11 protein-coding genes and 2 riboswitches are annotated in these 15,291 nt (G+C 49.0%); of the genes, 10 read left to right on the forward strand and 1 reads right to left on the reverse strand.

The window, feature by feature from the left end; genetic code table 11:
• Entirely contained in the window at nucleotides 1-627 is a 627-nt protein-coding gene (locus LZG94_RS03650; RefSeq protein ID WP_233790580.1) for a cytochrome c biogenesis protein CcdA, read from the reverse strand.
• A gap of 126 nt (nucleotides 628-753) precedes the next feature.
• Nucleotides 754-1,011, reverse strand: a riboswitch (cobalamin riboswitch).
• 68 nt (nucleotides 1,012-1,079) lie between these two features.
• Nucleotides 1,080-1,344: riboswitch (cobalamin riboswitch) on the forward strand.
• 179 nt (nucleotides 1,345-1,523) lie between these two features.
• Between LZG94_RS03650 and LZG94_RS03655 the strand changes: the two genes are divergently transcribed.
• The 10 genes from LZG94_RS03655 to cobU are packed head-to-tail and all read left to right on the forward strand — an operon-like array spanning nucleotide 1,524 to nucleotide 15,283.
• A complete protein-coding gene (locus LZG94_RS03655; protein ID WP_233790582.1) occupies nucleotides 1,524-2,840 on the forward strand; it encodes a cobyrinate a,c-diamide synthase in 1,317 nt (438 codons plus the stop codon).
• 15 nt (nucleotides 2,841-2,855) lie between these two features.
• On the forward strand, nucleotides 2,856-7,139 hold the full coding sequence (locus LZG94_RS03660; RefSeq protein WP_233790584.1) for a cobaltochelatase subunit CobN: 4,284 nt from the start codon (nucleotides 2,856-2,858) through the stop codon (nucleotides 7,137-7,139).
• The gene (locus LZG94_RS03665; protein WP_233790586.1) at nucleotides 7,139-9,052 is read left to right on the forward strand and encodes a magnesium chelatase subunit D family protein; all 1,914 of its coding nucleotides are present in this window, start codon (nucleotides 7,139-7,141) and stop codon (nucleotides 9,050-9,052) included. The genes LZG94_RS03660 and LZG94_RS03665 overlap by 1 nt, the downstream gene beginning before the upstream one ends.
• Nucleotides 9,049-10,563 (forward strand): cobyric acid synthase, encoded by a 1,515-nt coding sequence (locus LZG94_RS03670; protein ID WP_233790588.1) that lies wholly within the window; start codon nucleotides 9,049-9,051, stop codon nucleotides 10,561-10,563. Before LZG94_RS03665 ends, LZG94_RS03670 begins: the two co-directional genes overlap by 4 nt.
• Nucleotides 10,557-11,579, forward strand: a complete 1,023-nt coding sequence (locus LZG94_RS03675) for a histidinol-phosphate transaminase (RefSeq protein ID WP_233790589.1) — start codon at nucleotides 10,557-10,559, stop codon at nucleotides 11,577-11,579. Before LZG94_RS03670 ends, LZG94_RS03675 begins: the two co-directional genes overlap by 7 nt.
• Nucleotides 11,558-12,508, forward strand: a complete 951-nt coding sequence (gene cbiB / locus LZG94_RS03680) for an adenosylcobinamide-phosphate synthase CbiB (protein WP_233790590.1) — start codon at nucleotides 11,558-11,560, stop codon at nucleotides 12,506-12,508. Before LZG94_RS03675 ends, cbiB begins: the two co-directional genes overlap by 22 nt.
• Entirely contained in the window at nucleotides 12,508-13,038 is a 531-nt protein-coding gene (locus LZG94_RS03685) for an AAA family ATPase (RefSeq protein ID WP_233790591.1), read from the forward strand. The genes cbiB and LZG94_RS03685 overlap by 1 nt, the downstream gene beginning before the upstream one ends.
• Nucleotides 13,035-14,204, forward strand: a complete 1,170-nt coding sequence (locus tag LZG94_RS03690; protein WP_233790592.1) for an ABC transporter substrate-binding protein — start codon at nucleotides 13,035-13,037, stop codon at nucleotides 14,202-14,204. The genes LZG94_RS03685 and LZG94_RS03690 overlap by 4 nt, the downstream gene beginning before the upstream one ends.
• Complete coding sequence (locus LZG94_RS03695; protein WP_233790593.1) at nucleotides 14,201-14,779, forward strand: cob(I)yrinic acid a,c-diamide adenosyltransferase; 579 nt, start codon at nucleotides 14,201-14,203, stop codon at nucleotides 14,777-14,779. The genes LZG94_RS03690 and LZG94_RS03695 overlap by 4 nt, the downstream gene beginning before the upstream one ends.
• Entirely contained in the window at nucleotides 14,780-15,283 is a 504-nt protein-coding gene (gene cobU, locus LZG94_RS03700) for a bifunctional adenosylcobinamide kinase/adenosylcobinamide-phosphate guanylyltransferase (protein WP_233790594.1), read from the forward strand. It begins immediately after the preceding gene.
• Nucleotides 15,284-15,291 lie beyond the last annotated feature (8 nt).

Raw genomic sequence — 15,291 nt, forward strand, 5'->3', positions numbered from 1 at the left:
TTAAAATGAATTGGAGAGCGTGATCGCTCCGATGACAATAGAAAAAGCGCCTACGAGATAATTGACGATCCGGAAAAACTGCTCACGTTTGGAGACATACCGGCTGATTGATAAAGCAAAAAAATAGCCATAAGCGGACATGGACAGAATGATTCCCAAACTTTGAATAACGATAATCCAGACAGCAGTGCGCGCGTCACTCGCCGCCAATGTAAGCGCCACCGCGCAAGCCCCGCCCGTCCCGGCCAGCCCATGCACCATCCCCACCCAAAAAGAGCGGCTTACCTGCTGCGGCATATTCGTGTAAATTCGTGCATCCCGTGGCAAGAAATTCCGCCTGATCGCAACAATCCCCAGCCAGATCATCAACGGCCCAACAAGCATTTCCACCTTCCCGGAAACTTCCAGCGAAAGCTGAGATTTAAGTAACAAAACCAAAACCGCAAACAAAATAAGGCTTAGAGAATGCCCCAGCGCCCAATGCATAGACCGCCAGATGAGTTTCCAGCGCCGCGCCGGACCCTGCTTTTCGTCGATGGCCAGCACAGAAACGGCCGCCATATGATCGGGTTCAAAAGAATGCTGGATGCCTAAAAGAAGGGAATCGACAAGTAAGTAATTGACCATAACAATCGAATAAGGTTTCGCCCAAAAGGCACTGAACTTATCCGGATTGAAAACAGGAGCATACAAGAGGAGGGGCAAAGACGCACACGCCCTGCCGACATCCTATCGCCTTTCTTCCCGAAAGCAAAACGGATATTCTCAACTGGCAGGTCTTCTGGCTCGTTCAACTTCTAACGCCTTCCCGGGACAATTTTGAATGAGTGAATGAGTGAATGTCTAATATTCACTCACTCATTCACTCATTCGGTAATTCAAAATTATACCCCAGTGGCATTATGTCAGAAGCTTGTAAATTGAACTTACAGCAGCGGGAACTGCTCCGGAATTACACCGGATTCCCTTTTAATTCCGCCAAAGGCGGACACCAAATGAAGCGGCAAAGCTAGATCTTTTTTAATCTACTTTGTTAACATTTACCATATCTTTGGCCCAATAACGAGTTCTTTACATTCTTTTTTCCAACAGAAATAGGTTTTACAAATCAGTAAATTAATAGGGAATCGTGTGAGAATCACGAGCTGTCGCGCAACTGTAAGTAACGCAAACAACTGCCGTTCAAGAACGTCCACTGGGGAACAATTTTGAATGAGCGAATGAGTGAATGAGTGAATAAAACATTCAGTCATTCACTCATTCACTCATTCAAAATTCAAAACCCCGGGAAGGACGAACGTCAGGTTACAAGCCAGGAGACCTGCCTTTTTCAAAGTTGACGATGCTTTCGCGAGATGAAGCAAGTCGGTCCGGATATCTGTTTTTCGTGGTTTTAACAACGCGAAACTGCAACAGGCGTGCTCCTGCACGACATGCTGGCTTCCTCTTCTGATCGCATCGTGAAAATGATGCAAGGAGCTTTTAACACATTCAAGATCAGTTAAAAGAATGGAAGCAGCCGCATGAAATCGCATTTCCTAATTTCAGCACCATCAACCAATTCGGGTAAAACGACGGTTACCCTGGGATTGCTGCGCGCGCTGAAAAATCGGGGACTATCCGTGCAGCCCTTCAAATGCGGCCCGGACTATATTGACCCGATCCACCACGCACGTGCTTCCGGAAATGTCAGCATCAACCTGGACACATTCATGGCTTCTGAAAGTCATGTTCGGGATCAATATCAGGTGTATTCCGAAGCTGCGGAAGTGTCGGTTACCGAGGGCGTCATGGGTTTGTTTGACGGGGCCGACAAAATGAAGGGAAGCAGCGCGGAAATTGCCGAGCTGCTTGATATTCCCGTAATTCTCGTGATGGACGCTAGGTCCATGGCCTATTCCGTTGCGCCGCTGCTTTATGGATTGAAAAATTTCAGAAAGCAGATCAATGTTGTCGGCGTGATCTTCAATTTCGTAAACACAGCATCGCATTATAGTTTTTTGAAAGATGCCTGCGCAGATGTGGGCATCGAGCCTTTGGGTTATTTGCCAAAAAATGAAAGGCTCCAAATCCCTTCCCGCTATTTGGGACTGCATATCTCAACAGAAACTGATTATGAAGGAATTATCGAAAGTGCAGCACAAGCAATCGAAGCGACAGTTGATGTAAAACGCTTGTTGGAAATCACCGAATATTGGACACCAAAAGCACTTAATAAAACTGATTTTTTACCAAAACAAAACTTACAAATAGCAATCGCCCGCGACGAGGCATTCGCATTTACTTACCACCAAAACATCCAGGTGCTTTCCGCTTTTGGCCAAATCAAATGGTTTAGTCCGCTCCACGATGACGCAATGCCGACGGCCGATTTTCTGTATTTGCCCGGCGGTTATCCCGAGCTTTATGCACAGCAGCTCAGCAATAATCACAGCATGCGCGAAAGCATCAAGGCTTATAGCGAAAACGGCGGACTGACTTACGCTGAATGTGGCGGGTTAATGTATTTGGGTGAAAATTTAACAGCTAACAATGGACAAACATTTGCTATGGCCGCTGCGCTCAAATGCAGCACGACCATGCAAAACACGAAGATGACATTGGGTTACCGCACTGCCATTTGGGAAGATCTGGCATACAAAGGACACGAATTTCATTACTCGGATTTTCACACCAATGAGCTGGAAAAGCTGCCCGTCCAGTTCCTCAATGCAAAAGGCATTGAAACAAACACCCGGCTTTCCAGACACAAAAACACCTTCGCTTCCTATATGCACGTCTATTGGGGCGACAACGGAAACTTCATCAAAAAACTGCTGAAAATAAGAGCTAACAGCTAACAGCTATAAGCTAATATGAAAGAAATCAAACGCCAGCGAATTACCCGCGCCGACGGAAAGTCGATCAACCTCGTGCAGCGCCGGGGACATTTGTCATATTGCTATAATGCGTGCTGCTGCGGGCGGGTGGATAGGGGATATGCGCCCGTTCCGGTGGAACTTTATAAAAGTGAATGGCTGAAACGAAAGCTTCGCAATAAGGTCCACATGACCAAAGGCGGCTGCCTTGGACCGTGCACGCTGGCTAATGTGGTAACGCTGCTGTTCGACGGACATTCAGTCTGGTTTCATTCCATCAACAATGACTGGCAGATCCTGGCCATTTTCGATTACATCGAAAGCATGGTCCAGGCGGATCGCTATCTGGTGCCGCCTGCTGACCTGGCAGAATATGTATTTCAATTTTACACCTGGAAAGGCTCCGAAAATGCAACTTTGGCCGGGATTGTTGCCCAGCCCACAGAAGGCATCGTCTTCCTGACCCACGCTGACACAGACCTGCTGGCCCTCGACCGCACGATTCAGATTTTACCCGAAGATTTTCCCAAAACCATGGGCATGAGCCTGACCGGGATCAGAAGTGAAGAACAAATGGAGCAATTGCTGGAACGTGAACTGGCTGAGGCAAAGATCATTGTCGTCCGCGTTCATGGCAGGCTCAGCACGATTCCAGGGTTCAGTCAGCTCGTTCATCTTGCCAATCAGCGCGGGCAATATCTGATCGTCGTCAGTGGAACCGGCGAATTCAACCCGGAATTTGCCGCCGTATCCACCGTTACGCCCGATGTTTTGCAGGAAACATTGCATTACCTGAATGCAGGTGGTTATGCCAATTTGTATTCGTTATTATGCTATCTGTCAGACCATTTGCTTATCACCGGCTTTGGCGCGGAGCCACCGGCAGCATTGCCCGAGCACGGCGTTTATCATCCCGATCTACCCGAAAATGCGGACATTTCCGACTGGCTGAAATATCACGATCCCGCACGGCCGACGGCAGGATTAACATTCTATCGTGCGCATTGGATCAGTGGCAACACCAGTTTTGTGGACGCCATGATCCGCTCGCTGGAAGATCAGCAGCTCAATGTCCTTCCCGTTTTTACATCATCATTAAAATCCATAGATCCGAACACCGGCAAACCGCAGGCCTTTCAATATTTCGAAAATCCCGTGAAGCTGGATGTGCTGGTGAATACAATATCTTTTGCCATGACGGACGTACAGCCTGCGGGGACGGTCAGCAAACCGCAATCGTCCCTGACAGCGCTGGACGTGCCGATCTTACAAGCCATTACGAGCGGCATGAGCCGCGGCCCCTGGGAAACGTCCTCGCGCGGATTGAATCCATTGGACACCGCGATGAATGTCGCCATTCCCGAATTTGACGGCCGCATTATCACGGTTCCTGTTTCTTTCAAGGAAAAAGGCATCGCAAACAAAGGTTATCAGGCCGTTGATAACCGTGTCGACCGCGTTGCAGGGCTGGCGGCTCGATTTGCAAGATTGAGACATTTGCCCAACAGCAAAAAACGCATTGCCTTTATTTTTACCAATTCAAATACAAAAGCTTCGCAGGTTGGTAATGCAGTCGGGCTCGATGCGCCGGCCTCTTTAATGAATATCCTGAATGCCATGATGGCGGAGGGTTATCAAATTTCGAATCTCCCTGAGTCAGGAACGGCGTTGATCCACGAATTGATCGACCGCTGTTCGTATGATGAAAATTATTTGACGCCGCAGCAGCTTGCGCTGGCGCCGGGCCGTGTTGCAATTGATCAATATCAACATTGGTTTGAAGAACTTCCCGAGCAGGCACGACAGAAAATGGTCAAACAATGGGGGCCGCCGCCGGGCGAAACTTATGTGCATAACATGCACATTGCATTAGCCGGACTGGATCTGGGCAATGCGTTTGTGGCTTTGCAACCGCCACGCGGCTACGGGATGGATCCCGACGCCATTTACCACCAGCCCGACCTGCCACCAACGCACCATTATTATGCATTGTATCGCTGGCTGCGCGATGACTGGCAGGCTGATGCGATCGTGCATGTGGGCAAGCATGGCACATTGGAATGGTTGCCGGGCAAAGGAATTGGATTGTCCGAAAATTGCTTTCCGGATGCATTTCTGGCGGATATGCCGCTGTTTTATCCGTTTATTATCAATGATCCCGGCGAAGGTTCACAGGCCAAAAGACGTGCCCATGCCGTCGTGGTTGATCATTTGATGCCGCCTATGACGTCTGCGGACACCTATGGAGAGCTCGCGCAGCTCACCCAGTTGGTGGACGAATATTATCAGGTTGAAAGTCTGGACCCGGCCAAGTTACCGCTTTTGCAAAGGCAGATCTGGGAACTGATTAAGCAAACCAATCTGGACGCAGACCTTTCGGCGATGCTCAGCCGCGATCATGGCGATCACAAGCACGATTGGGACGATGAAATGACGCCCGAAGGCGTGCCGGTCAGCATTGCCGAAATGGATGGAAAAGATGTAGCACATTTGATCGAAGACATTGACGGCTATTTGTGTGAACTGGGTGCTGCACAGACTAGAAATGGTCTGCATACGCTGGGCGAAATGCCTTTGGATCAATCACTTGTGGATATGGTGCAAGCGCTGACGAGGTTGCCTAATGCCGACGTGCCGGGTTTACAGTCGGAGCTGGCCGCATGCTTTAACATTGACCTCGACTTGGTTTTGGCAAAAAAGGGCGAGCGACTCACGCACGTTTCTCCACAATTACAGGAACTCGCCGGTCGCCCGGTTTTGACGGGCTCAGATGCGCTGGAAACATTTGACGAGCTGTCGCAGCATTTGTTTTCTTTATTAATGAAATACGGATTCCAGGTTGCTTCGATTAACCAGACATTGTTTGAAACATTCAACATTCCCCCCGCAGATCGCAGACTTTCAGGCATTTATCAGATCCTTGAATTTGTTTGTAAACATTTGGTCCCTAATCTCGCCCAGACTGAAAATGAAATCAATAACCTGCTGCATGGACTGAGCGGTGGTTACGTTCCTGCCGGTCCCAGCGGGGCACCAACGCGGGGAATGGCGCATATTTTGCCGACAGGCCGCAATTTCTACACAGTGGATCCAAGGGTTTTGCCTTCCAAAGCCGCGTGGGAAGTGGGCCAGCAACTCGCAAAAGAAGTTCTTGACAGACATTTAAAAGAAACAGATCGCTATCCCGAGCGTGTCGGCATCAGCATATGGGGCACAAGCGCCATGCGGACACAGGGCGACGACGTGGCCGAAGTGCTTGCATTGCTGGGCGTAAGGCCGGTTTGGCAAGCCGAAAGCCGCAGGATCACGGGTGTAGCAATGATCCCGCTTTCTGAATTAGGCCGTCCGCGCATTGATGTGACGATTCGCATTAGTGGCTTTTTTCGGGATGCATTTCCACATTTGATCGAGCTCATGGACGAGGCCGTGCAAATGGTGATCACAGCGGATGAGCCGCTTTCTCAAAACTTTGTAAGAAAGCATTATTTCGACGATCTTCTTGCATTGCAAAAGGACAATAATCTTTCAACCGACGAAGCCGAGGAGCGCGCTGCTTACCGCATTTTTGGCGCAGCGACCGGAAGTTATGGCGCTGGAATTCTGCCACTTATCGATGAAAGGAACTGGGAATCAGATGCTGATTTTGCAAAAGCTTATCTCAACTGGGGAGGTTATGCTTATTCGCGCAGTGCGGCTGGCGTTGATGCCCGGGCGGAATTCAGCACGCAGCTTGCGGGTGTCGAAATCGCCTTGCATAACCAGGATAACCGTGAGCACGACATCTTCGACAGCGACGATTATCTGCAATTTCATGGCGGCATGATCGCAACCATTCGCAACCTGACCGGGAAGCAGCCGCGCCATTATTTCGGTGATTCTCAGGATCCCGCCCGGCCGGTTGTCAGGGATTTGAAAGAAGAAACATTGCGCGTTTTCCGCACCCGCGTCGTGAATCCGAAATGGATTGAAAGCATCAAAAAACACGGTTACAAAGGCGGCCTCGAACTGACGGCAACGGTGGATTATCTTTTCGGTTATGACGCAACAGCCAAAGTTGTGGATGACTGGATGTATGAAAAAGTGGCTGAAAGTTATGCATTGGATGGTTCTATGCAGGATTTTCTAGCCGAAAGCAATCCGTGGGCGCTCCATGCGATCTCGGAACGGTTGCTGGAAGCGGTCCAGCGCGGCATGTGGGCGGAGCCTTCGGGAGCGATTTTGGAAGGGTTAAAAGATTTGTATTTAAAAAGTGAGGCGGAAGTCGAAACGAGAACAGAATAATGCAGCATTATCCATTTACAGCCATTGTCGGGCAGGAAAAGTTGAAGCAGGCATTGCTGCTTTGCGCGGTTAATCCGGGCATTGGCGGCGTGCTCATCAAAGGTGAAAAAGGCACGGCCAAAACAACGGCAGCGCGTGGATTGCAACAAGTTATGCCGCTGCTTAACGAGCTCGAAACAGCGACTTCTGTGCCTTTTGTTGATCTGCCCATCGGTGCTTCCGAGGACCGCGTATTGGGCAGCCTCGATTTGCAGGCCATTCTTTCGGAAAAAAAGAAACAGCTGCTTCCGGGGTTGCTGGCGGCTGCACATGGCGGCATTCTTTACATTGACGAAGTGAATTTATTGCCGGATCATCTCGTCGATATTTTGCTCGATGTGGCTGCTTCCGGAGTTAACACAATTCAACGCGAAGGCCTTTCGGCAAGTCATCCTGCGAAATTCATTTTGATTGGGACCATGAATCCCGAAGAAGGCAACCTGCGTCCTCAGTTTCTGGACCGGTTTGGTTTAATGGTGGAAGTCGGCGGAGACTTTGATGTGCTGTCAAGAATTGAAGTTGTAAAGCGTAGAATGGCTTTTGAAGCAAATCCGCATTCTTTTTGCCAAGATTGGGAAAATGAGCAAAATGCGCTGAAAGTCCGGATAGCAAATGCTCAAAACTTGCTGCTGAATGTTGATATGCCCGACGGACTGCTTTCACTAATTAGCCAATTGTGCATTGAATCGGGCATAGCGAGCTTACGCGCTGACATTGTGATGTACAAAACGGCCATTACAATTGCCGCGTTTGATAATCGCTTGCTTGTCAATACGGCGGACATAACTCAGGCAGCGGCGCTCGTGCTTGCACACCGCAGATCTAAAAGAATGCAATCTCCAAATCCAGGAAGCCAGTCGCCCAATGGTGAAAGTGAATTGCAAAATTCTGATAATCAATCTGCTGATCCCAAGAACAATAATAAACCGAAAGAGGAATCTAATGTCAGCCCTGAAAGTGAGCCGGGCAACGACGAATCGAGCATAGACAAGTCAAATGCTGAGGGCGAATGCGGTGAGGGGAAATGTGCCGACTCTCCGGACGAAAAAATATTTGGAATAAACCTCAATGTAAAGGCGCCAGCGCTGCAAGTAAAACCAGGCGGCAATGTCAATGATTGGCTTGAAGGGCGAAGAAGCAAAGCGTCGGGCACGCCACAAGGATTTAAGATTCGCACGGAAGCGAGTTCTGCTGGAAACAATATCGCTCCAACGGAAACTGTGCTGAACGCCATTATCCGTAATCCGGATAACATTTCAATCAAAAAAGAAGATGTGCATTATGCCATTAAATCTGGTAAAACAGGGCATTTGATCCTGTTTGTAGTGGATGCATCGGGCTCGATGTCAGCGGGAAAGCGGATGGAAGCTGTGAAAGGAAGCGTGCTGAGCTTGTTAAACGACGCTTACCAAAAACGAGATGCTATCGGCGTCATTGCGTTTCGGGGTGTGGAAGCAACTGTGTTATTGTCGCCCACTTCAAGCACGGAAATGGCCGAAGCGGCATTAACAAACCTCCCAACCGGCGGCCGCACGCCGCTCGCCCACGCATTGCAGCTAGCCAGTGACTTATTGCAGCAACACGCAAGAAAATCGGATTCAATGCCTTTGCTCATCCTCCTTAGTGACGGAAAAGCCAATGTCCCGCTTCCGGGCGGTGGCGACGCATGGGCGCAGGCGCTGGAATGCGCAGTCTCGATCAGAATGTCAGGTGTTGAGGCGATGGTGATGGATACGGAAAACGGGTTTTTACGGATGGGCAGGGCGGCGGAATTGGCTGCTGCATTGGGTGCGGAATGCGTGTCGCTGGACACATTGTCTGAGCAGAATTTGACCAAGAAAGTTTCTTCCAAACTCAATCTGCAAGCCAAATGAATGAAATAAGCGCTGAAAATAAAGATAGAAAGCTGCGGCCGATCATGTTTGTCGGGACGGGCTCTGATGTAGGCAAAAGTGTCATAGCAGCAGGATTTTGCAGAATTTTTAAACAAGACGGGTTTAGTCCAGCACCGTTTAAAGCGCAAAATATGTCCTTAAACAGCTATGTAACTGCGGAAGGACTCGAAATGGGACGTGCGCAGGTGGTGCAGGCAGAAGCCTCGGGCATCCCGTGCGAATCGGATATGAATCCGGTGCTTTTGAAGCCCACGAGCGATCAATCTTCTCAGGTGATTTTGAATGGAAAACCGGTGGGCAACCAGTCGGCGCATGCCTATTTTATGGCCAATGATCGCCACGAATTATTCGCTGCCGTGAAAGCCGCATTTGACCGACTTTCGCAAAAATATCACCCAATTGTTCTCGAAGGCGCAGGCAGCATTTCAGAGCTGAACCTGAAACATCGGGACATTACCAATCTCAGAATGGCCGCCCACGCCGGAGCCGCGACTTTCCTGGTCGCTGACATTGATAAAGGAGGTGTTTTTGGAAGCGTTTACGGAACAATCGCGTTGCTTTCAGAGGAGGAGCGCTCGCTGATGCAGGGGATTATCATCAATAAATTTCGGGGAGACAGCCGTCTTTTTGAAGACGGGAAACGCATGCTGGAAGAGCTGACCGGCTTGCCGGTCGTAGGCGTGTTGCCTTACTTCCGGGACATTCACATTGAAGAGGAAGATTCGGTTTCGCTCGAAAAAAAATTCCGTCAGGCAGCAACAGGCAAAGTAAATGTGGCCGTCATTCTGCTCCCCCGACTTTCCAATTTCACTGATTTCGACAGGCTTGAAAGTGACGAGCGGGTTAATTTATTTTACAGCCAGGATCCGGCCGAAATTGAAAAAGCAGACATTATCATCATCCCGGGCAGCAAAAACACGGCCGAGGATATGCTCGCCATTAAGAACAATGGCATTGCCAGCGCCATTCTGAGGTCGCACAAATCTGGCAAAACGGTGGTGGGCATTTGCGGTGGTTATCAGATGCTTGGCGCTGAAATTTCAGACCCGCACGGCGTGGAAGGGAGCATTGCCTCGATCACGGGATTGGGCATTCTCCCGCTGACTACGGAGCTGCAAACCAGAAAAACCACGACGCAATGTTCCTTTTCTTTTTTAAACAATCCGGCCAAAAGCACAGGTTATGAAATTCACATGGGCACGACGAAAATTCATGGCCAGCCATCACCTGTGGCCATTTTTGAAGACGGTCGCCAGGATGGTTTTTTATTGAATGAAAAAACCTGGGGCTGTTACATTCACGGCATGCTCGACAATGATCATGTCATTGATTATTTGCTAAAACCGTATGCCGCCAGCCTTGAAAAACCACGCATTTCCATTCATGATTTTAAAAAAGAACAATATGATAAGCTGGCGAATATGATCCGTGAGCATGTTGATATGAATTTGATTTACAATAGTTTATATAAAGAACCGCGCTTATGCTGACAGGTCACGGAGACGATGCTTACCGATACGAACGCGAAATCATCGCGGATTTCAGCACCAATGTCTGGCATGGCGGAGCAACGGCTGGGTTGAAAGCATATCTGTTTGAAAACATCGATAGGATCGAACGCTATCCGCAGGTTTTAGCCGAAAACCTGACTCGCAAAATAGCTGACTACGATAACTTGCCAGCCAGTAACGTGCTCGTTTGCAACGGAACCACCGAAAGCATTTACCTGATTGCGCAGCTGTTTTCAGACAGCAAAACCACCATTATAACACCCAGCTTTTCCGAGTATGAAGATGCATGTCAGATTTTCAATCACGAGCTGACTTACCTGCCCTGGCAAGAGGCACTGGAAATGCCGCAGCTTCGGTCGGACGTCGTTTTTATTTGCAATCCCAACAATCCTACAGGCAGCTATTTTCCTGATCTGCAATTTTGGATTAAGAGAAGCCCCGGTTGCATTTTCGTCATCGACGAAGCATTTATTGATTTTACAATGGGCATCGAAAGCGCGATAGATCTGGTGAAAAAATACCGCAATGTCATCATCCTTCGCTCGCTTACTAAAACCAATTCGATCCCTGGATTGCGGCTGGGTTATCTGCTGGCGAATGATGAAATCGTCGCGCAGCTGACTGCTATCAAGCAACCCTGGACGGTGAATGTGATGGCGCAGGCTGCGGGGGAGTTTATTTTTGACAACCTTAATGCATTGCAGCTTCCTATGTCAGCAATCTGGAATGCAAAGGAAGATTTTGTCAGACAACTCAAAGGAAATGACGCCCTTGCCGTAGAAGGTAGCACGACGCATTTTTTCCTTTGCAAAACATTGGTCAGGAATGCTGCACAGCTCAAAGATTTCCTCATTCAACATCACGGCATCCTGATCCGCGATGCAGGCAATTTCCGCGGATTAACAAGGCAGCATTTCAGGCTGGCAACGCTGACTCCCGAAAAAAATCAACTCCTCATCGACGCGCTCAAAGCATGGAACAAGCTGCATTACTGATCTTTCCGCTGCTGGCCGGATACGCGCTCGACCTCTGGCTCGGCGATCCCGAAACCTGGCCACACCCGGTAAAAGTCTTCGGAAACCTGATCGCCTGGGGCGAAAAGCGACTAAACAAAGGTTCATTCAGATTCATAAAGGGAGCCATGTTAACGATAATTCTTGTTGGGGCTGTTTTAATTTTTTGTTATTGTATTCGTGCCTTATTTGCGGCCGCCGATGCGGCTCATTCGTGGCTAGAAATTGCATGCAACACAATCCTAATCTGGTACGGCCTGGCCAACAAAACTTTAATCCAGGAAGGCAAAGCCGTATTCCACCAACTCAACAAAAACGGCTTAACCGCCGGCAGAAACCAGCTCTTACGCATAGTTGGCCGCGAAACCTCAAATCTCACAGAAAACCAAATCCGCATCGCAGTCTTGGAAACAATGTCCGAAAACCTGAGTGACGGCGTCGTGGCACCGCTCTTCTATTATATGCTAGGCGGCGTCCCAGCCATGATGGCCTACAAAATGATCAACACACTTGACTCAATGATCGGTTATCGCAGCACCCGTTACGAGCAATTCGGAAAATTTGCAGCCAGGCTGGACGACCTCGCAAACCTGATTCCAGCCCGGTTAACTGCATTATTAATAGTTTTGGTCACATTCAGCGGACGCGGAATGCAGCACATTTTCAAGTTCGGAAACAAGCACAAAAGCCCCAACGCCGGTTACCCGGAAGCTGCACTCGCAGGCATTCTGCATTGTCGTTTTGGCGGCCCGAATGTGTATCACGGCATGTTGGTTCAGAAGCCTTTTATTGGTGAAAATGAACGTGAGATTGAGCCGCAAGAAATTGAATATGTCAGTCGAATTAATCACCTGGTTTGTCTGGCAATGGTGCTGATATGTTGTTTATGGTTTGTGTTAAAATATTCGTAATGCCCTCATTTATAATCACCGGCGGACCAGGATCCGGAAAAAGCACATTGTTGAATGCACTTGAAGCATCGGGATTTCAAACCATTCCGGAAGTTTCCCGCGAGCTGATCCGCGCGGAAATGGGTGCGGGCGGAATGTGTCTGCCCTGGATCGATTTGCCCTGTTTTGCCCGGAAATGTTTGGAGAAAATGCAGGCTGATTTTCTTGCTGATAGCACAACTGAACCAGTCTTTTTTGACCGCGGATTGCCCGATATCATTGCCTATTTAAATGTTGGAAAAATCACCATCGATCCAGCGCTGCTCGAAGTCTGTTCGAATCATCGCTACAACACAAATGTCTTCATCGCGCCGCCGTGGAAGGAAATTTATGTCAACGACGACGAGCGCTGGCAGACTTTCGCGGAAGCCTGCACATTGTACGAAGCCATAAAAGTTGCATACACAACGCTCGGTTATCGGCTGACTGAACTTCCCAAAGTTTCCGCAGCGGAGAGGGCCGATTTTATCATTAAACAAATAGCCGGATGAAATTGAACTTGCAGATTTTGCTCTTCCTGCTCACGATTCTAGCCGGTTGCAGCAGTTCTTCGGCGCTCTATGAAAAAAATGAACTGCGCAGAGAGGGCAATGCGACATTCAAAGAGCGCGTGCAGATCAGGCACGCCAAAGGGTTTGTGATCACTTACCACAAAAATTATAAGGTGCTCAAAATCATCAGTCCTTTTGAAAAACAGGCTGATACGGCCACTTATTTGCTTGTGCCCCGCGGCAATGCGCGGCCGGCAGGTTTTCCCGAAAGCCAGCTGATTGAAATCCCGGTCAGGAGTTTGGTCGCAATGTCTTCCATGCACATTGGCCTCATTGGGTTTCTGGAAGCCGAAGATGTGCTGACGGGATTGGGCAATGTTCAATATGTTTCTTCACAGCGCGTGCTGGACCGGATCAAGGCAGGGAAAATAAAGGAAGTAGGGAAAAATCAGGGGCTTAATGAAGAACTGCTGCTGACTATGCAGCCCGATCTGGTGATGGCGACCGGGAGTCCGGTTTCTAAAATGGATCGGTTCAATGGGCTTAAAGCTGCCAAAATTCCAATCCTGGTTAACTCTGAATGGGTGGAAACGACGCCGCTGGGACGCGCAGAATGGGTGAAGCTGATGGGCGCGCTGCTTAACAAAGAGGATGAGGTAAACAGGCGTTTTGAAAAAATAGAAAAAGACTACAATCGCCTCGCTGCATTAGGCGCCAATGCAACCACAAAACCAAGTGTAATCACGGGCATGAACTCCCGCGATGCGTGGTTTGTACCGAATGGAGACAGTTATGTATGCCGGTTTCTGAAAGATGCGGGGGCAAGTTATTACTGGGAAAAAACCAGGGCGACGGGCAGTCTGCCGCTCAATTTTGAAACTGTATATCCTGTTGCGCTCGATGCTGACTTTTGGTTGAACGTGAGTATTATCAATGTGAAAACCAGACAAGAGTTACTTGCGAAAGACAATCGTTATGCAGATTTCAAAGCATTTAAAACGGGAAAAGTGTACGGTTATCACCAGCGAACAAGCGACCAGGGTGCCAACGATTACTGGGAGTCCGGCGCCGTTAACCCGCAGGATGTGCTGGCCGATCTGATCAAAATCCTGCATCCGGAGGTTCTACCGGATCATCAACTTATTTATTATAAACAACTGAAATGAAAATTTACACCAAAAAAGGAGATAAGGGTACAACCGGATTGTTCGGCGGAAGCCGGGTGGACAAAGATGATGTCCGCGTAGAATGTATGGGCACATTGGATGAGGCCAATTCGACCATTGGTCTGCTGCGCGTCAAGCTCGGTGCGGAACATGAATGGCAGTCCAGCCTGCACAAAGTTCAGAAAGATTTGATGGATATGATGTCACATCTGGCCCGGCCGTCTGATGCCAAAAAGGAGAATAAAAACCCGATGCCGGTGGACGGCGCGGCATTCTGCGAAACGTGGATTGATGAGCTGGAAGCAGGCATGAGCTCGCCTTCGGATTACTTTCTGTTACCCGGTGGAAATGAAGTTTCTGCGCTCTGCCACGTTGCGCGGACGCAAATGCGGCGCGGTGAACGCAGACTGGTTTCGCTCATGAAAACCGACGAAGTCCATGAGGCCATCCCGGCTTACATTAACCGCTTATCGGATCTGTTTTTCACCCTCGCACGCGCTGAAATGGACAAGGCCGGTGTAGCCGAGGAAAAGTGGCAATTGTTTTTGTATAAACGTTTTAAAACGACCGAATAGATGATCATTTACATCAGCGGCGGTGTCAGAAGCGGAAAAAGCCGGTATGCACAGACGCTTGCATTGCAACGCAGCGCAAATCCGGTTTATGTAGCCACCGCCAAAATCTGGGATGATGATTTTGCAAAACGCGTGGAACTGCACCGGAATGAGCGCGGGCCGGAATGGACGCTTTTTGAACAGCAGCGGGAACTGCATTTGCTTTCGCTGGAAAACCGCATCGCCGTGATTGATTGTGTAACGCTTTGGTTAACAAATCTTTGGATGGAGCACGATCAAAGTATGGAGCAGACATTAATCGCATTCAAATCCGAAATTGACGCGCTTTCCGGAATTGATGCAACGCTTATCATTATATCCAATGAAATCGGGATGGGCGTGCATCCGGAGACGGAATTGGGAAGAAAATTTGCAGATCTGCAAGGCTGGGCTAATCAATATGTGGCTGCCCAAGCGGATCAGGCTGTTTTTATGGTTTCCGGGCTGCCTCTTCAACTGAAATAATCATGCAA

Source organism: Dyadobacter sp. CY343 (genome assembly GCF_021390335.1).
Taxonomy (GTDB): Bacteria; Bacteroidota; Bacteroidia; order Cytophagales; family Spirosomataceae; genus Dyadobacter.